16 protein-coding genes and 1 pseudogene are annotated in these 16,871 nt (G+C 74.4%); 12 read left to right on the top strand and 5 right to left on the bottom strand.

Translation table 11 applies throughout. The features are described 5' to 3' along the window. Nucleotides 1-200, top strand: a pseudogene (locus tag IE106_RS15195) (transglycosylase family protein); the annotation flags it as partial. Nucleotides 201-502: 302 nt separating this feature from the next. Here IE106_RS15195 and IE106_RS15190 read toward each other — a convergent pair. Further along, on the bottom strand, nucleotides 503-1,477 hold the full coding sequence (locus IE106_RS15190) for a helix-turn-helix transcriptional regulator (protein WP_189534077.1): 975 nt from the start codon (nucleotides 1,475-1,477) through the stop codon (nucleotides 503-505). A gap of 118 nt (nucleotides 1,478-1,595) precedes the next feature. Between IE106_RS15190 and IE106_RS15185 the strand changes: the two genes are divergently transcribed. From IE106_RS15185 to IE106_RS15145, 9 genes are all read left to right on the top strand, one after another. Continuing rightward, nucleotides 1,596-1,754, top strand: coding sequence for a hypothetical protein (locus tag IE106_RS15185; RefSeq protein ID WP_189534075.1), 159 nt, complete (start codon nucleotides 1,596-1,598; stop codon nucleotides 1,752-1,754). A 3-nt stretch (nucleotides 1,755-1,757) separates the two neighbouring features. Beyond that, nucleotides 1,758-2,987 carry an ATP-grasp domain-containing protein gene (locus IE106_RS15180; protein WP_189534073.1) on the top strand — a complete coding sequence of 410 codons (1,230 nt, stop codon included), beginning with the start codon at nucleotides 1,758-1,760 and terminating at the stop codon, nucleotides 2,985-2,987. 407 nt (nucleotides 2,988-3,394) lie between these two features. Continuing rightward, entirely contained in the window at nucleotides 3,395-4,393 is a 999-nt protein-coding gene (locus IE106_RS15175) for a Fe(II)-2OG oxygenase family protein (protein WP_189534070.1), read from the top strand. 4 nt (nucleotides 4,394-4,397) lie between these two features. Next, on the top strand, nucleotides 4,398-5,135 hold the full coding sequence (locus tag IE106_RS15170) for an SDR family oxidoreductase (RefSeq protein ID WP_189534069.1): 738 nt from the start codon (nucleotides 4,398-4,400) through the stop codon (nucleotides 5,133-5,135). 30 nt (nucleotides 5,136-5,165) lie between these two features. Then, nucleotides 5,166-6,503: an aminotransferase gene (locus IE106_RS15165; RefSeq protein ID WP_229840457.1), complete on the top strand. Its 1,338-nt coding sequence runs from the start codon at nucleotides 5,166-5,168 to the stop codon at nucleotides 6,501-6,503. A gap of 18 nt (nucleotides 6,504-6,521) precedes the next feature. Next, on the top strand, nucleotides 6,522-7,505 hold the full coding sequence (locus tag IE106_RS15160) for a 3-oxoacyl-ACP synthase III family protein (RefSeq protein ID WP_189534067.1): 984 nt from the start codon (nucleotides 6,522-6,524) through the stop codon (nucleotides 7,503-7,505). A 148-nt stretch (nucleotides 7,506-7,653) separates the two neighbouring features. After that, entirely contained in the window at nucleotides 7,654-8,856 is a 1,203-nt protein-coding gene (locus IE106_RS15155) for an acyl-CoA dehydrogenase family protein (protein WP_229840455.1), read from the top strand. Nucleotides 8,857-8,903: 47 nt separating this feature from the next. After that, the gene (locus tag IE106_RS15150) at nucleotides 8,904-10,181 is read left to right on the top strand and encodes an MFS transporter (protein WP_189534065.1); all 1,278 of its coding nucleotides are present in this window, start codon (nucleotides 8,904-8,906) and stop codon (nucleotides 10,179-10,181) included. Between the two features lie 145 nt (nucleotides 10,182-10,326). Continuing rightward, on the top strand, nucleotides 10,327-10,767 hold the full coding sequence (locus IE106_RS15145) for a thioesterase family protein (RefSeq protein WP_189534063.1): 441 nt from the start codon (nucleotides 10,327-10,329) through the stop codon (nucleotides 10,765-10,767). Between the two features lie 105 nt (nucleotides 10,768-10,872). Here the strand turns inward: IE106_RS15145 and IE106_RS15140 are convergent, their stop codons facing one another. After that, nucleotides 10,873-11,772, bottom strand: a complete 900-nt coding sequence (locus IE106_RS15140) for a PaaX family transcriptional regulator C-terminal domain-containing protein (RefSeq protein ID WP_189534061.1) — start codon at nucleotides 11,770-11,772, stop codon at nucleotides 10,873-10,875. Next, nucleotides 11,769-12,425 (bottom strand): GNAT family N-acetyltransferase, encoded by a 657-nt coding sequence (locus tag IE106_RS15135; RefSeq protein WP_229840452.1) that lies wholly within the window; start codon nucleotides 12,423-12,425, stop codon nucleotides 11,769-11,771. The genes IE106_RS15140 and IE106_RS15135 overlap by 4 nt, the downstream gene beginning before the upstream one ends. A gap of 124 nt (nucleotides 12,426-12,549) precedes the next feature. Here IE106_RS15135 and IE106_RS15130 point away from each other — a divergent pair, with 124 nt between their 5' ends. Continuing rightward, complete coding sequence (locus tag IE106_RS15130; protein ID WP_189534056.1) at nucleotides 12,550-13,587, top strand: alpha/beta hydrolase family protein; 1,038 nt, start codon at nucleotides 12,550-12,552, stop codon at nucleotides 13,585-13,587. A gap of 70 nt (nucleotides 13,588-13,657) precedes the next feature. On the opposite strand, the gene IE106_RS15125 is transcribed toward IE106_RS15130, so the two are convergent. After that, nucleotides 13,658-15,043, bottom strand: a complete 1,386-nt coding sequence (locus IE106_RS15125; protein ID WP_229840450.1) for a hypothetical protein — start codon at nucleotides 15,041-15,043, stop codon at nucleotides 13,658-13,660. Between the two features lies 1 nt (nucleotide 15,044). Next, nucleotides 15,045-15,941: an alpha/beta fold hydrolase gene (locus IE106_RS15120; protein ID WP_189534054.1), complete on the bottom strand. Its 897-nt coding sequence runs from the start codon at nucleotides 15,939-15,941 to the stop codon at nucleotides 15,045-15,047. A 312-nt stretch (nucleotides 15,942-16,253) separates the two neighbouring features. On the opposite strand from IE106_RS15120, the gene IE106_RS15115 reads away from it, so the two are divergent. Continuing rightward, nucleotides 16,254-16,784 carry a hypothetical protein gene (locus IE106_RS15115; RefSeq protein WP_189534052.1) on the top strand — a complete coding sequence of 177 codons (531 nt, stop codon included), beginning with the start codon at nucleotides 16,254-16,256 and terminating at the stop codon, nucleotides 16,782-16,784. The last annotated feature ends 87 nt before the right edge of the window (nucleotides 16,785-16,871 follow it).

Raw genomic sequence — 16,871 nt, 5'->3', positions numbered from 1 at the left:
CCGGATCATGGGACTGGAACCGCTCCAAGCCCCTCACCGGCGACTTCAACGCCGACGGCAGTACCGACGTCGCCGTCCTCTACAACAACGGCCAGCAGGCGGACGGGACCTACCGCACCGGGCTGTGGAGGTTCGGCAGCACCGGAACGGCCTTCGCGAGCCCCGTCCGCGTGTGGGACAGCAACGAGGTCGCCGACTGACGGCCTGACCCCGCCCGGGGCGGTGACGGGTCCCCGGCCATCGCCCCGGGCACGCCTCCGCGGACGGGCGCTCCCGGCCGCGGGCGCATGCCGGGCGCCGGTGGCCGGGGCGGCCGGCGGCGCCCACCGGCCGCCCCACCGTCACGGGAGAGGCGGGGCGGCCCGGCTCCGTGTGCCGCTCGTCCGGGCCGGCCCGGACGGTGCGCGAGCACGCCGCCCCGGCCCTTCTGCGGCCGACGCGCGGGCCCGGGCCCGGGAGGGCGGCCCCGTGCCGTCACGGCGGGGCGCCCCGCCCCGCGCGATCACCCGATCCACCCCCGGGCAACGGCCCGCACACCGGCCTGGAAGCGGCTGCTGGCCCCCAGGCGTCTGGTCAGGTCGCTGATGATCCGCCGGGTCGTGCGGACCGACAGCCCTATGTGGCGGGATATGACCTCGTCCAACTGGCCGGCGGCCATCAGTCGCAGGACGGTCCGCTCCAGGTCGCTGAGCTCCACGGGCTGCGTCCGGCAGGCGTCCAGGGGGGACGCCTGGTCCCAGTAGAGCTCGAAGAGGTGGTTCAGGAGGTTGAGGAGGGGGAGGTCCCGGACGACCACCGCGCCCAGCGCGGTGTTCTGCGCGTCCAGCGGGACGATCGCCGTCCTGCGGTCGTAGATCAGGATGCGGGTGGGCAGAAGAGTGGTCGTACGAACCCGGGCACCCACGTCGTGGATGTCCTTCAGGTAGCGGAAGGTGGGGGCGTGCGAGCGTGCGGAGTCGAGGAACAGGCTGCGGAGGGCGACCCCGCGGCCGAGTAACTCCTTGTCCAGCGGCAGGGCCGCCCGGATGGCGTGCTCGCTCTGCGCTCCGCCCGGGGCCATCGAGTCGACCGTGGTGGTGGCCAGCGCGGCCAGTTCGGTCAGTGTGGCGCGCACGGTCTCGACCCCTTGGAGCACCTCCACCTGGCCGGCGTCGGACCGCAGGCGCCGGGCGTCCAGGTAGTCGGCGGTCAGGGCGGTGAGGGCCTCGCGGCGCTGCGCGACCTCGAGGCGTTGTCGTTCCAGTTGCCTCTCCTCCTCGCCCAGCAGGGCGTCGGCGGCGGCGTGGGGACTGCGCGCGACCCAGGTCTCCTCGTCGACCCGTTCGAGCAGGCGCAGCTCGGTCAGCCGCTGCCTGCGCCGGCACACCTCGTCGGGTGCCACCCCCAGCCGTCGGGCCAGTTCGGCCTCTCCGTTCCTGGGTTTCTGGATTTCGGCTCGGTAGAGCTCCACATCCACGTGGTCCAGTCGGATGGTCATACCTTCCCCTGTCCAATAGTGGTCAGACCACTTCCTGACACACGAAGCTGAGCATGCCCCGGGAGTGTGCGGATAGCCGTCTGCTTGCCCGGATCGATCAGCGATGAAGGGAAGTTGAATGGAACGGTCTACGGCCGCATGGGCGATCGCCGCGGTCACGGCTGGAACGATCCTGTTCGCCTCGCCCGCGACCGCGGCGGCGCAGTCGCCGGAGTCGGCTCCGGCGGTCGTCCGCCAGGGCAACATATGGGACCTCGTCCCGCTCGGTGAGGGCTGAGGCGTGCGGACCGACATCGTCGTGCAGGACGTCGCGTCCTTCCGCATCGACCCCGCGGTCCTGATCCGGCCGCACCGCCGCACCTGGCTGATCACCAGCCCGACGCAGCACCAGAAGCTCCTCAAGCGGGGGCGCGCCGACGTCTTCTCGAAGACGGCCGTGCTGGAGGAGTTCACCCCCGACTCCCTCGCGGCGTGCGTGGAGGCGATGCGGGCCGACCTGCCCGGGGCCGACCGCGACGACGTGACCCTGCTGTGCCACGACGAGTACTCCCTGGGCGTGGTCGCCGAGGTGCGCGCCCGCCTCGGCCTGGCGGGCGACCGGCCCGAGCAGCTCGCGCCGTTCACGAACAAGCTCGCCATGAAGGAGGCCCTGCGGTCGGCCGGCGTCGCCCTGCCGGCGCACCGCGAGTGGGACGCCGCCGCCTACCGCGAGGACCCCGACGGGTACGTCGCCGCGCTGGAGGAGGCCCTGGGCTGGCCGATGTTCGTCAAGCCGCTCGACGAGTCCGGCAGCGTGGGCGCCCGGCGGCTGGAGGACGCCGGGGAGTTGCGCGAGTGGGCCGCCACGGCGGGGTCGCGCCGCTTCGAGGTCGACGAGTTCCTGCGGGGCACCCTGTACCACGTGGACACCGCCGTGCAGGACGGCGAGATCGTGCACGCGGAGGCCAACGCCTACCTCCACCCCTGCTACGAGTACGTCGACGGCCGGGTGTGCGCGAGCCACACCCTTCCGGAGGACCATCCGGCCCGTCCGCCGTTGCTGGAGTTCAACCGCCGCGTCCTGGACGCCCTGCCGGACAAGCCGCGCAACGGCGCCTTCCACCACGAGATCTACCAGCGTCCCGACGGCAGCCTGGTGTTCCTGGAGATCGCCGCCCGGGCACCGGCCGCGCTCGTGCCCTCCACCAGCCGGATCCGCTGGGGCCTGGACATCGAGGAGGCCCACTTCCGCCTGCAGCGGGGCGAGGGCCTGCCCGGCAGCCGGTCCGAGGGGCCCCACGCGGCCTGGGTGTACTTCCCGAAGGCCGAGGGGCGCGTCGCCCGCCTGGAACGGGCGCGGCTGCGCAGCGACCACCACTGGCAGTGGAACGTGGAGGTCGGCCAGACGACCTCCGCCCCGCAGGACATCCGCGACTTCGCGGCCGGCGTCCTGCTCTGGAACGACGACTTCGACACGCTCCGCCGTGACCTGGAGGTCCTCGACTCCCACGTGGCCGTCATCACCGACTGACCCGCGCCGCCGGGCCTGACCGGCCGTACCCACGGCACGGCCCGCGCCCTCCGACGGCCCGTCGCCGCGCGGTCCGGCAGGGCCGGCGCACCACGGCCGACCGGGCACCCGGTCCCGGTGGGCCGGTCTCCCCCTCACCGCACGGCCGTCACCGCACGGCCGGCCCTCGCACGCCCCCGTCGTCCGGCCGGACGGCGAGCGGCGTATCCGTGCGCGTACGACCGGCGTACCCGCACGGCCGTGGCGGCCCGCACCACCCGGCCGCCACGGGCGCCCGGCCCCACCGGGGCCCTCCCCGCCGCGTCCGCCCCGTGCGGACGCGGTCACCCGCCCCGGTGCCGGGCCCCTCCCCGGCCTCACGGCCGTACACCCGTACACACCCTCACGTCTTCCTGGAAGGACGCACCATGCAGCAGATCGAGTACGACTTCGTCTTCACCGACGCCGAGCGCGACGCCCTGCGGAAGGTGCTCACCGAGATCGCCACCAGCCCGTACAGCGACTTCGACTCGTACATCTCCGACGTCTCCCGGCTCCACCGCGACCAGCGGATCGGCAGCAGGTTCACGGACTTCTGCGAGATGTCGATGCTGCGGGACTTCGCCGAGCGCCCGCTCGTCGTGATCGGCAACGCGCCCATCGACCTCGACCTGCCGCGGTTCGACTCGGCCGACCCGGTCCGGGAGAAGTACCGCCTGAAGAAGACGTTCGTGGCGGAGGGGTTCCTCGCCGCCTACGCCGTCCTGACCGGCACCGAGATCATCGGGCACCTCAGCGTCAACGGCGGTGACTTCTTCCACGACATCTACCCCAAGGAGTCGATGTTCAACACCCAGTCGCAGAAGACCCTCGGCACGCTGAAGTTCCACCGCGACTTCACCAACCACTTCGTCAGCCCGGACTTCGTCAACACCCTCACGCTCCGCGACACCCCCACCAACGAGGTGTACTCCACCTTCACGGTCACCGCCCACGCCCTGGAGGAGCTGAGCGACGCGGACCGCGAGATCCTGACGCAGAAGCGCTTCCACACGCCCTTCGACGACGTGTCGACCCAGGAGGGCAACCTCCTGGAGGGCCGGCGGGCCGAGGACCACGCCGTCCTCAGCGGGGACGAGGGCGCGCGGGTCTTCGAGGGGCGCACCCGCGGGCTGGACGAGGAGGCCCAGCAGGTACTGGACCGGTTCGTCGCCGCGCTGCACGCCCGCAAGCGGATGCGCGTCTCCAAGCCCGGCGACTCGGTCACCTTCTCCAACCGGCACGTGATCCACGGCCGCGAGGTGCACGCGATCCACGACGTGGAGGGGCTCAAGCAGCGGTGGCTGCTGAAGACCCACAACGTCTACACCCGGCAGGCGTTCGAGGAGTTCTTCCTCGGCGACCGCTACGGCGTCGTCAACGGCTGATCGCATGATCCTCATCACCGGCGGTGGCCAGGGCATCGGTGCCGCCATCGCCCGCCGCGCGGCGGCGCTGGGACGACCGGTGTGCGTCAACTACCGGACCAGCGCCGCCGGCGCCGAGGAGGTCGTCCGCGACGTGCGGGAGGCGGGCGTGGAGGCCCTGGCCCTCCAGGCCGACGTCACGGAGGAGGACGAGGTGGCGCGGCTGTTCGCGACCGCCACCGACAAGCTCGGCCCGCTCGAGGCCCTCGTCAACAACGCCGGCGTCACCGGCGGTCTGGGGCGGGTGATCGACCTGGACATCGGCCAGCTCGACACCGCGTACCGCGCCGTGCTGCGCAGCGTCGTGCTGTGCACGCGGGAGGCGCTGCGGGCGATGGCCCGCAGCCGCGGGGGCGAGGGAGGGTGCGTCGTCAACATCTCCTCCACCGGCGCCCGGACCGGCGGCGGCGGCGAGTGGGTCCACTACGCCGCCCTGAAGGCCGCCGTGAACGCCCACACCTGGGGGGCCGCCCAGGAGGCGGCGGCCGACGGCGTGCGGATCAACGCCGTCGCCCCGGGTCTGATCCACACCGGACTGCACGAGGCGAACGGGGTCCCCGACCGGCCCGAACGCCTCAAGGCGACCGTGCCCATGGGTCGCATCGGCACCCCGGAGGAGGTCGCGGAGGCCGCGGTCTTCCTGCTCTCCCCGGCCGCCTCGTACATCACCGGTTCCGTCCTCGAGGTGGGCGGCGGCCGCTGAGCCCCGCCCCGCGCACGGGAAGAAGCCATCATGTCCACTGCACCCACCCGCATGCTCGAACCCCACACCGCCCTCTACCTGGACACACCCCCGCACGTGATCACCGAAGGCTCCGGCATCGAGGTGCGCGACGCGGAGGGCCGCTGGTACGTCGACGGCGTCGCCGGCCTGTGGAGCGTGACCCTCGGCTACAGCGAGCCCCGTCTGGTGCGCGCGGCCACGGAGCAGATGAGCCGGCTGCCGTTCTACGGCTCGTTCAACCACCGCACCAACGACGTCGCGCTCGCCCTGGCCGACGACATCGCCGCGATCGCGCCGATACCGATGGGCCGGGTCTTCTTCGGCAACTCCGGCTCGGACGCGAACGACAGCGCCATCAAGTTCGCCCGCTACTACCACTGGGCGCAGGGCCGCCCGGAGCGCCGCAAGGTCATCTCGCACCAGTGCGGGTACCACGGCACCACCCTCGCCGCCGGGTCGGCCACCGGCCTGCCCCACATCTCCCACGGCTTCGGGCTGGCCAGTGACGACTTCCTCGCGGCGCACTGCCCGAACCCGCTGCACCCGGCCTCGCGCGGGATGAGCGAGGAGGAGCAGGTCGACTGGCTCGTCAGGGACTTCGAGAACCTCGTCCTGGAGGCCGGGCCCGAGACCGTCGCCGCCTTCATCTCCGAACCGGTCCTCGGCGCGGGCGGGCTCATCATCCCCCCGGCCGGCTACTTCGCCCGGATCCAGGAGGTCCTCGACCGCCACGGCATCCTGTTCATCGCCGACGAGGTCATCACCGGCTACGGCCGCACCGGCGAGATGTTCGCCACCACCGGCCTGGGCCTGCGCCCCGACATCATCACCAGCGCCAAGGGCCTGTCCTCCTCGTACCTGCCCATCTCCGCGACCCTGGTCGGCGAGCGGGTCAGCGAGGTCCTGGCCGAGGGGAGCCGGCAGATCGGCACGTTCGGCCACGGTTTCACCTACTCGGGCCACCCCGTGGCCGCCGCCGTGGCCCGCGAGACCCTGGCGATCCTGCACGAGCGGGACGTCCCCGGCCACGTGCGCGACGTCGCCCCCCACCTGGCGCGGGGGCTGGAGAAGTTCCGCGGGGCCGAACTGGTCCGCGACGTCCGCCACCACGGGCTGCTCGGCGGGGTGGAGTTCGACCCGGCGCAGGCCGGCGGGGAGCCCGGCCGGCTGGGGCGGGAGGTCCTGGAGGCGGCGAAGCAGCACGGCCTGCTGCTGCGGGCGATGGGTGACACCGTCGTCTTCGCGCCCCCGCTGATCATCACGCCCGGCCAGGTCGACGAGGTGCTGGAACGTTTCACCGCCGCCTACCACGACGTGCTCGCCTCCCGCCGTCCGCTGGCAGCCTGACCTCCAAGGAGCAGATCGATGGCCATCGGCATCCTCGCCACCGGCTCGTACCTGCCCGACGAGGTCGTCACCAACGACGACCTCGCCCGGATCGTGGACACCTCCGACGCCTGGGTCACCTCCCGCACCGGCATCCGGCAGCGTCGCCGGGCCCGGCCGGAGGAGACGACCTCCGACCTGGGGCACCGGGCGGCGGTGGCCGCCCTGCACAACGGCGGCCTCGCGGCGGAGCAGTTGGACGCGCTGGTGGTGGCCACCAGCTCGCCCGACCGGATCCAGCCGTCCACGGCCTGCCATGTCCACGCCAAGCTGGGGCTGACCCACGTGCCGGCCTTCGACGTCGGCGCGGTGTGCAGCGGCTTCGTGTACGCCACGGCCACCGCCGCCGGGCTGATGGGGAGCTTCCCCCAGCACCGCCGCGTCATGGTGGTCGGCTGCGAGACGTACAGCCGGATCCTCGACTACGAGGACCGCGGCACCTGCGTCTTCTTCGGCGACGGCGCGGGCGCCGCCGTGCTGGGGCACGTACCCGACGGGTACGGCGTCCTCGGCTGCGACCTGATCGCCGACAGCACCCAGCTGGACGTGGTCGGCATCCCGGCGGGCGGCGCCACCGAACCCGCGGACGCGCGCACGGTGCGGGAGCGGCGCCACTACTTCCGCATGGACGGGCGCCGGGTGTGGAACTTCGCCACCCAGGCCGTCCCCCGCGTCGTCAAGGGGGCCCTCAGCGCGGCCGGGCTCGACGTCGGCGACGTGGACGTCCTCGTCACCCACCAGGCCAACGCCCGGCTGATCGAGGAGTGCGCCGCCCGGGCCGGCGTCCCGCTGGACCGGATCCCGACCACCGTCGAACGCTACGGCAACACCGCGGCCGCCTCGGTGCCCATCACGCTGGCCGAGGCGCACGCCGCGGGCCGCATCCGGCGCGGCGACGTCGTCGTGCTGGCCGCGGTGGGCGGCGGCATGACCGCCGGCGCGCTCGTCCTGCGCTGGTACTGACCGCCCCACCCGCTGCCCGGGCCGGCGCCCGCCACCGGCCGTCCGCACCCCGGCGCCCACCGCGCGCCGCCGTGAGACCGAGACCATCCGGTGCCCCGCGTACCGCGCCGGCACCGGCCACCCGTCCAGGAGCCAGGAGAACCCTCACGTGACCGCACCCGTCATCACCTCGTCCGACCCCGCCGGCCCCCTCCCCCGCCTGGGGGAGGCCCGGGGCGGCCGGGGAGTCCTCCCGCCCGACCCCACCTTCGCCGAGTTCGCCCGCACCCACATCGCCCCCCGCGCCGACGGCGCGTACCGGGCCGAGATCCTCGACCGCCTGTCCTGGCAGCGCCTGGCGGACCACGGCCTGTGGCGGGTCGGTGTCCCGGAGCACCTGGGCGGTGCCGGGGGCACCTGGCGGGACCTGGCCGAGCGCATCGCCGACATCGCCCGCGAGGGCGACGACCTCGGTTTCGTGCTCTCCCTGATCGCCCACGCCGGTCTGGTGCGCGCCCTGGTCGAGCACGGCGGCGAGTACCACCACCGCACGGTCCTGCCGTCCCTGATGAAGGGGGCCGTCGGGGCCACCGCCCTGACCGAGCCGCACGGCGGGTCCGACGTCGCCCGCACCCGCACCACCGCCGTCCGCACCTCCGACGGGTGGAGCCTGACCGGGACGAAGGACCACATCACGAACGCCCCCGTCGCCGACCGGGCGCTCATCCTCGGCCGCGTGCCCGAGCTCGGCCGCCGCGACATCACGCTGTTCCTGGTGAACCTGCACAGCCCGGGTGTCCGCCGCGGCCCGGCCGAGGAGCTCTTCGGGCTGCGGACGAGCCCCACGGGCGCCATCCGGCTGGAGGAGGTGGCCCTGCCGGAGGGCGCCGTCCTGGGCGCCCCCGGCGAGGGGCTGCGCACGCTGTACGACATCATCAGCTTCGACCGCGCCCTGTACGGTCTCGTCGCCGCGGCCTTCCTGGAGCCGCAGCTCGACAAGGTCGTCTCCTTCGCCCGCCGGCGCGAGGCGTTCGGCACGCCGATCCTGGAGCACCAGTACGTACAGGGCCGCCTCACCGACATCCGCATCACCATCGAGGTCGCCCGGGCGACGGCGCTGGCCGGCATCGACGCGCTGGTCGCCGGCGACCCGGAGGCGTCCCTGCGCTGTTCGGTGGCGAAGCTGACCGGGTCCGAGGGGCTGGTGGAGGCCGCGCAGAACCTGATGCGCCTGCACGGCCACGCGGGGTACATGCGGGGGCCGTTGACCCGCATCGTCCAGGACGCCCTGGGCACCCTTATCGCCGGGGGAACCACCGAGATGCAGCGCAAGAACATCCTCAACCAGATGCTGGCGCACCACACGGACTGACGGCGGTTCCCCCGGAAGCCCGCGCACGCGAACCGAACGAGGACCTGATGACCACAACCCCCCTGGCGTCCGACAGCCCGCCGACCACCACCCTCGGACGTCCCTTCGTCTGGCTCTGGCACGCGTGCGCGGGCTCGAACCTGGCTGACGGCATCTACCAGGTCGCCCTGCCCGTCACCGCCGTCCACCTGGGCGGCGGCGCGGGCGGGGTGGCCCTGGTCGCGGCCATGTCGAGGGCCCCGTGGTTGCTCTTCGCGCTCTTCTCCGGCCTCCTCGTCGACCGGTGCGACGAGCGCCGGCTCATGCGCATCGTCAACAGCGGGCGCGTCGTCGTCCTCGGGACCACGGCGCTGTTACTGGCGCTCGGCCGGGCCGACATCGCCGTGCTCGCCGTGGCCGCGTTCCTCCTCGGCATCGGTGAGACGGTCTTCGACACGGCCTTCCACACCACCACCCCCGGTCTGGTCGCGCCGAACCAGCTGGAACGCGCCAACTCGCGGCTGCAGGCCGCCGAGATCACCACCAACCAGATGGCGGGCCCGCCCGTCGGCGGCATGCTGCTCGGCCTGTCCGCCGGGCTGGCCTTCGGCGCCACCGCCCTGCTGTACCTGGCCACCGTCCTGGCGCTGCTGGCCCTGCCCGCCTCCGGGGGGACGTCCCCGGCGGCCTCCGCGTCCGGCGGCCCGGACCACCCCGGCGGTGCCGGTGTCCTGGCCGACATCCGCACCGGTCTGGCCTTCCTCTTCGGCAACCGCACCCTGCTCGTCTACGCCCTGGGCGTGGGCGCCCTGAACCTGGCCTGGGCCGCGGTCTACGCCGCCCTGCCCGTGCTGGCGCTGCCCCCGGGCCCGCTGGGGCTGAGCAGCGCCTCCTACGGTTCGCTGCTGATGGTCGCCGGCGTCAGCGGCCTCGTCGTCAGCCTGCTGTCCGCCCCCGCCATCAGCCGGCTGGGAGCGCGCCTCTGCATGGCGCTGGGACTCGCGGGGATGGCGGCCGGCTTCCTCCTGCCGGGGGTCCGCCCGACGGTGGCCGTCCTGGGCGTCGGGCTGGGGTGCACCGGCCTGCTCATCCTCATCAACGTCGTCACCGTGTCGTACCGTCAGCGCACCGTCCCGCAGCACCTCCTCGGCCGGGTGACGTCGGCGTACCGGCTGATCGCCTTCGGCTGCCTGCCGGTGGGGTCCGCCCTCGCCGGCGTCATCGGCAGCCACTTCGGCCCTCGCCCGGTCCTGGTCCTCGCCGGCTGCGTCGTCTGCGCCGTGGCGGTGCCCATGACCGTGTACACCCGGCCGGCCGCCGGCGGCGCCGCGCCACAGGCCTCCTGACCGTACTCCGTCCCCTGTCCCCCGTCCCCGCCCCCGCCGTGCCCGCGCGCGGGCCGACGACGCGCTCGCCGGCGGCCCGCGCGGGCGGCGGACGACCACCGTCGAGAACCCAGCAAGCCACCACTCCGACATCGAGGGATCAGCCATGACCAGCACGCCCGCACAGGCCGCCACCGCGGACCTCGCCTCCCTGATCGGCAGGAGCGCCACCGTCGTCCACCGGGTCGGCGACGACGACGCCGCCACCAACTGGGGCAACGACCTGCCCGTCCTCGCCACCCCCGTCCTCCTGTGGCTGAGCGAGATCGCCGCGATGAGGGTGCTGGACCCGGCCGTCACCGACGAGGACATGACCGTGGGCCTGGCGCACGACTCCGCCCACCTCGCCCCCACCCCGGTCGGCGAGGAGGTCACCGTCTCGGCGACCCTGACCGGCGTCGAGGGCCGCAAGCTCGTCTTCGACGTCGAGGCCCGCGACTCCGCCGCCACCGTCCTCAGCGGACGGCACACCCGGGCCGTGATCAACCGCGCGCGGTTCACGGAACGGCTCGCCCCGCGCCTCCCCGCCGCCGACCGGGAGGCGTGAGCGGCCGGGGCGACCGCCCCGGCCGGGAGCCGGAAACGACCGGGCCGCCCCGCCGGACCACGGCGGGGCGGCCTCGTGGAGCGGGGCGCGTCCCTCGCTCGTGCGCTACCCGCCGTCCACCGGGCGCAGCGCGTCGGCGTAGAGCGTGAACAGGCGCGGGGCGGGGCTCCCTCCGGTCCGCGCGGGTGGGTCGAGGTGGTTCCAGCAGTCGGCCGTCAGGCGGCGGGCGCGGGTGCCGGGCCAGGGCTGCGGCAGGAGTTCCGGCGGCAGGAGCGGGTCGGGGGTCATGGCCGCGGTGAACAGGGCGGCGAGTTCGACGGCCAGGGTGAGCCGCTCGGCGTCCGACGGCTGCGGCTCCTCGGCGAGCCGGGCCCGGAGGGCTTCGGCGAAGGCGGCGAGGTGTTCGTACCGTTCGGTGATCCCGGTGAGCGGCCACAGCGCGGCGGCCAGCGCGCGGGGTTCGGTGGTGTCGCCGATCCTCAGGTCGGTGGTGGTCAGGCGGGTGAGGGCGTCGAGGACGCCGAGGCGCCGGGCCTCGGCGTCGACGAGCTCGGCCACGGGGTTGGCGGTGACGTACAGGCCGCTGTGGACGGGTGCGGCGCCGAGGTGGAGGAGGTGTTCGCGCAGCGCGTCGCGGGCGGTGCGGCGGGATTCGGGGACGGCGAAGGCGAACAGGTGCCAGGTGCCGTCCCAGGGGGCGAGGCCGGTGTCCTGCCGGTAGGCGTGGCGGACGAAGGCGGCGTCGGGCGCGAAGGCCCCGGTGACGTCCGCCACGGCGTGGAGGACGGCTTTGCGGCCCCGGCCCTCCCGGGTGAACCGGCCCTCGACGACGAGGCGTTTGACGCAGAGCCTGACCTGCTGGTCGGTCATGCCGAGGAGGCCGGCGACGGTGTGGAGTTCGTCGGTGTCGACGGTGCCGTCCTCGCGGACCAGGGCGTGCACGAGCAGCCGGGTGGGGATCTCCGGCCTTCCGGCCCGGCTGTCGGCGTGGGCGCCGGTGTTCATCGCGCCTCCCGCCCGGTCGTCGCGTCCGCCCTGGTGACGGGGCGGTGCATGGTGGTGACCGCGCCGAAGCCCAGCAGGCCGCGCAGGTACGGAGTGCGCTCGGTGTGGTGGGGGGTGAAGCCGTGCCGCTCGTACAGGGCTCTGGCACGGGGGTTGACGTCGATGACGTCCAGGCGGATCCGGCGGCAGCCGTTCTCCGCGGCGACGGCCGCGACCTCCCGCAGGAGGAGGCTTCCGATGCCGGTGCCCCGGTGTCCGGCTTCGACGGCGATGCCGTCCATGACGAGTTCGCCCGGGGCGGGGGTGCGTTCGAACAGTGCGAGGACCGCCAGCCGGGGCAGGCCGCGGAACGGCCCGTAGGCGGACAGGACGTCCCAGGCCCCGCCTCCGGTCAGCGCGCGGCCGCCGAGCCGGTAGCCGGCCACGCCGACCACCCGGTCGCCGGCGAGCGCGACGACGCCCCGGTCGTGGTGCAGGTGGGCGGCGATGAACGCGCGTCCCTCGTCGGGCGGGTCGAGCGCCGGGGCCAGCTTGCGGCCGAACGCCTCCCAGTAGAGGGCCGCGACCTGCCCCTCGGCGCCTTCCGGTACGCCCCGGCGCACCTTGGGGCCGCTGCCCGCCGCCGCGTGGGTCCCGCCTGTCGTCTTCTCCACGTCGCTCCTTCGTTCGTCCACCGAACCACTTTCCCTATCGATCATAATACGCTCATCATGAAAACGATCGTTTCCAGTTTGATCGATGAGGGAGGGCGCGGTGTTCCGGACACGAGGGGGGCCGATGCGGCGGGGATGGCGGTGGGCCGCGTGGGCGCTGGCGACGGTGCTGCTGGCGGCCGCCGGGCTCGGCGGGGTGGTCGTGTGGCAGAACAGCTACGCACTGCGCGAGGAGGCGGTGGCGCTGCGGCACGACGGGAAGCTGCTCCAGGGGGTGCTGGCCCGGCCCGAGCGGGGTGACGGGCCGTTCGGCCTGGTGGTCTTCGTCCACGGCGACGGACCGGTCGACGCGACGCACGAGACGTTCTACCGGCCGCTGTGGGAGTCGTTCGCCCGCGCCGGGTACGCCTCGCTGTCGTTCAGCAAACCGGGGATCGGCGGCTCGCAGGGCGACTGGCTGGACCAGAGCATGGCCGACCGGGCGGAGGAGACCCTGGCGGCCGTGGCGTGGGCCCGCGGCCGCCCGGACGTCGACCCCCGCCGCATCGGGCTGTGGGGGGCGAGCCAGGCCGGCTGGGTGCTGCCCAAGGTCGCCGCGCGGGACGGCGGCCTGCAGTTCGTCATCGCCGTCTCCCCGGCCGTCAACTGGCTGGAGCAGGGCCGCTACAACCTCCTCGCCGAGCTGCGCCGGGCCGGCGCGACCGCGCGGGAGAGGGAGGCGGCGCTGCGCCGGCGGCAGACCACCCTGGAACTGCTGGAACGAGGCGCGTCCTTCGCCGACTACCGGGCCGCGGTCGGCGACGTGGGGGACATGACACCCGCGCGGTGGTCCTTCGTCTCCGAGAACTACCGGTCCGACGCGACCGCCGACCTGCGCGCCATGCGCGGCACACCGCTGCTGCTGGTGCTCGCCGGCCATGACGTCCACGTGGACGTCACCGACACCGAAGCCGTCTACCGCAGGCTCCTGCCGCCTACGACCCTGACGGTGGCGCACTACCCGGACGCCACGCACTCCCTGGTGGACGACGCCGTGGAGCGCTCGTCCTGGCGCCTGACGCTGACCGCGGTCCTCGCCCCCCGGAAGCTGTACACCGACCGGTTCCTCGCGGACCAGGCCCGTTTCGTCCGGCAGCAGGCCCCCGGCGGGGAGGCACCGTGACCACCGCCGAAGAGGCGGGACGGCGCCGCTCCCCCGCCGTGAGGTGAGGGGCGGGCCGGGTCCCGCCGGTTCAGCGGGCCGGGCCGCCCCGCGGTCCCGCCGGTTCGGCGGGCGGGACGTGCCCGGCGTCCGCCGGTCCCCCGCCGTCCGGCGCCTCACGCCCGTCCCCCCGGCGGCCGGGCCCCTCCGCGCCCGCGCCCGTACCCGGCGGGGAGGCGACGATCCCGCGCAGCACCGTGTGGACCGGCTCGCCGCCGAGCAGTCGCCGCAGCTCCTCGACGCCGTGCCGCCGCTGCGCCGGGGTGAGCGCGACGTGGTGCTCGATCCGTTCGTTGAACGTCCCCCGGAACCGGGCGTAGAGCGCGTCGTCCTGCCGGACCCGGGCCGCGGCCTGCACGAGCGCGGCGGTTCCGGCGAGGTCGTCCTCGGGCACCACGTGGTGCGGCAGGACGTCCGCGAACCGGCCGGCGCTCCGGCCGAACAGGGTGCCGGCCAAGCTCCGTACGGTGAAGGTGTGCGCGGCGTGCTGTTCGTGCATGGCCAGCGGCAGCCGCCCCAGGGACAGCGCCTCGTGGAGCGCCGTGAGGCCGGGCGCGAGCAGGTGGTACGGGGTGGTGGCCACCGTCTGCAGCAGGTCCCGCTGCCGTACCAGCCGGCAGTCGGCCCGTCGGCCGGCCACCGAGACGGTCCGCTGCCGGTCCCCGCCGAACGGCCCGCCGCAGACCAGCACGCGGCGGAAGCGGGGCCAGTCGCGCAGCAGGTCCGGCAGCCAACGCCGGAGCAGGAGCAGGTAGTCGTTGTGGACGTCGAAGTCGAGCAGGAAGTTCTTGAACCCGCCGACGTCGATCAGGAGGTCGTGGGTCGGGGCGGCGTCGCGGTCCACCGTCCGCAGTCCCTCGGCGTCGACGACCGGACCCGCCAGGTGGGCCGTGAAACCACCGCCGAGGGCGGCGAGTTCGGCCGCGCGGCGGGGGACGCCGGGAAAGTTCTGCACCACGCTGTGCGTGGCCAGCAGGTGCGCCGCGACGACGTGTTCGTGCGGTGAGAGGCCGGCCAGGTGCCGCCGGGCGGCGGCCAGGGAGGAGCGCGGCAGCCCCTCGCACAGCTCGCCGATCCGGCCGAGCGGCCGCCGGACCTGCCAGAAGCTGAACAGGCTGTCGACCAGGACCACCGGCCGGCCCGCCACCACGGCGCGCAGGACCAGGTCGGCGTCCATGACGGACACGACCTGGTCGCAGTTCCCCACCAGGTCGCCGGCCACCGTGTCGGCGGCGTCCGCGGGCATCCCGTCGGTGGTGCGGGTGGTGTCGAAGGCGTCCGGGTTGCGCCGTGCGAAGGCCGCCGCGACGCCGTCGCCGACGAACACCCGCTCATGGCCGTGGAGCAGCCGGGAGACCGCGACGAGTTCGGCGGCCGGCCCGAAACCGCAGTTCTGGGCCCCCATCACGATGCGCATGTCACCGCTCCCGCCACCGCTCGCCACCCGCTCCCGCCACCGCACCGGGCACGGCCGCCGTACCAGGTACGGTCACCGTGCCGGGCTCGGTCACCGCGCCGGGCAGGGCCGCGAGCACCTCGACCAGCCGGCGGGCGAACGCACCCGGGCGCCTCGCGTAACCGGTGTGCCCGCCGGGGAACAACGCCATCTGGCCGCCCAAGCGTTCGGCGAGCACGACCGCGGGCCGGTGGACGACGTGCGTGCGGGAGTCCCGGCCGCCCGCCAGGGCCACCCGCTGCGCCACCGCCGCGAGCGCGGCGAGGTCGGGCACGAAACGCGTGGCGGGCCGGAGCACGTGGGCCAGGAAGAACGCGGTGTTGTCGTGCGCTTCGGGCAGCGTCGGCGCGGGCGCGCCTCCGTAGAGCGCCCGAAGCACGCGCAGGGCCGGCGCCGGGCCCGCGCGGCGGAACGTCTCGCCGACCTCGTCGACGAGCGCCAGGTGGTCCCGGGCGTCCGGCAGGACCGTCAGCGCGGGCGGTTCGTGGGCGACCGTCCGCCGCACCCGGTCAGGGTCCCGGACGGCGAGTTCCAGCGCCACCAGCCCGCCCGAGCAGCTCCCGAAGACCTCCGCGGGCTCGGCCGGGCCGGCGAGGTGGTCGAGGAGGCGCGACGCGTCGTCGGCGTGCTCCTCGATCCGCTGCTCCGCCGGCGGGCCGTCCAGCGCGCTGCGGGAGTTGCCGCGCGGGTCGTACGTGATGACGCGGTGGTCCGCGGCGAGGAAGGCCGCCAGGCGCTTGAAGACCGCGGCGTCGGAGTTGCCGCCGGCGACGAGCAGCAGCAACGGCCCCTCCCCGCGCACCTCGAAGTGGATCCGGGCACCGGGGACGGCCAGCGTGCCGCTCGTGCAGGGGTTCATCGCGCTCCAGGGACGGGACCGTCGGGAGACCCAGGGTCACATGCCCGCTACCTTCGGTGAAGGGCGCATCGAGGGCACACCGCGGCTCCCCCGCGCCCCTCCGGTCCGTCGGTACGGCGCACGGCCCAGCCGGTCCCGCAGTACGGCACACGGCGCACGGCAGTACGGCGCACGGCGCGGCGGGGACGAGGCCCGGGCCGCACACGCCCCCGAGCGGCCGCGCGAGCTCCCGTGCTGCTTCCGCACGCCTGTCTCCCGGCCCCTCCCGCAGGGCATCACCCCGGACAGGTCACGTCCCGAGAAGGAGGCCCCATGGCCGTCAGCAGATCGTGGAAGCGCTCCGCAGCCCTGGCGGTCGGCGCCTCGCTCACGGCGAGCGCACTGGCCGCGGCCCCCGCCGACGCGGCACCGTCCCCGCTGCTCCAGTGCCAGGGGACGGAGTCCACCACCTACGACCCGACCGTCGTCTTCCGGCCACGGGACGTCGACATCACCGTCGAGGGCCGCTTCGACTCGTGCGTCGGCGGCGCGGGCGAGGTGACGAGCGGGGCCTACGGGGAGCGGTTCACCCTCCACGTGGGCTGCAACAACCTGCTCGACGGCTTCCAGGACCGGCGGACCTTCACCTGGAGCACCGGCGACAGCAGCGTCGCCGCGGTCACCGGCACCACCAACGCGGTCGCCGGCCAGGTGATCACCACCATCACCGGCACCGTGGTCCAGGGCCGTCACCAGGGCCGCAGCGTGCTCCAGGTCATCACCCTCCCGCAACCGGACCTGCTGCTGTGCTTCACCACCGGCCTGCGGGGCGCCACCGGGGTCACGACGCTCACCCTCACGTGACCCCGCCGAACGGGCCGCGGCCGCCGCCTCCCGGCGCCGCGCCCGCGGCCGGCACCGGCCTCCCGGGCCCCGCGCGGCCCGCGGACC

Source organism: Streptomyces roseolilacinus (genome assembly GCF_014649335.1).
GTDB lineage: Bacteria > Actinomycetota > Actinomycetes > Streptomycetales > Streptomycetaceae > Streptomyces > Streptomyces roseolilacinus.
The sequence above is the reverse complement of the archived record's forward strand: the minus strand, read 5'-3'. Positions and strand labels throughout refer to the sequence as shown.

What these genes read in the sequence shown, in the direction of transcription:
- IE106_RS15190 (WP_189534077.1), bottom strand. Translation starts at nt 1,477, where the DNA reads ATGACCATCCGACTGGACCACGTGGATGTGGAGCTCTACCGAGCCGAA.
- IE106_RS15140 (WP_189534061.1), bottom strand. Translation starts at nt 11,772, where the DNA reads ATGAACACCGGCGCCCACGCCGACAGCCGGGCCGGAAGGCCGGAGATC.
- IE106_RS15165 (WP_229840457.1), top strand. Translation starts at nt 5,166, where the DNA reads ATGTCCACTGCACCCACCCGCATGCTCGAACCCCACACCGCCCTCTAC.
- IE106_RS15120 (WP_189534054.1), bottom strand. Translation starts at nt 15,941, where the DNA reads ATGAACCCCTGCACGAGCGGCACGCTGGCCGTCCCCGGTGCCCGGATC.
- IE106_RS15130 (WP_189534056.1), top strand. Translation starts at nt 12,550, where the DNA reads ATGCGGCGGGGATGGCGGTGGGCCGCGTGGGCGCTGGCGACGGTGCTG.
- IE106_RS15185 (WP_189534075.1), top strand. Translation starts at nt 1,596, where the DNA reads ATGGAACGGTCTACGGCCGCATGGGCGATCGCCGCGGTCACGGCTGGA.
- IE106_RS15160 (WP_189534067.1), top strand. Translation starts at nt 6,522, where the DNA reads ATGGCCATCGGCATCCTCGCCACCGGCTCGTACCTGCCCGACGAGGTC.
- IE106_RS15170 (WP_189534069.1), top strand. Translation starts at nt 4,398, where the DNA reads ATGATCCTCATCACCGGCGGTGGCCAGGGCATCGGTGCCGCCATCGCC.
- IE106_RS15115 (WP_189534052.1), top strand. Translation starts at nt 16,254, where the DNA reads ATGGCCGTCAGCAGATCGTGGAAGCGCTCCGCAGCCCTGGCGGTCGGC.
- IE106_RS15175 (WP_189534070.1), top strand. Translation starts at nt 3,395, where the DNA reads ATGCAGCAGATCGAGTACGACTTCGTCTTCACCGACGCCGAGCGCGAC.
- IE106_RS15125 (WP_229840450.1), bottom strand. Translation starts at nt 15,043, where the DNA reads ATGCGCATCGTGATGGGGGCCCAGAACTGCGGTTTCGGGCCGGCCGCC.
- IE106_RS15150 (WP_189534065.1), top strand. Translation starts at nt 8,904, where the DNA reads ATGACCACAACCCCCCTGGCGTCCGACAGCCCGCCGACCACCACCCTC.
- IE106_RS15145 (WP_189534063.1), top strand. Translation starts at nt 10,327, where the DNA reads ATGACCAGCACGCCCGCACAGGCCGCCACCGCGGACCTCGCCTCCCTG.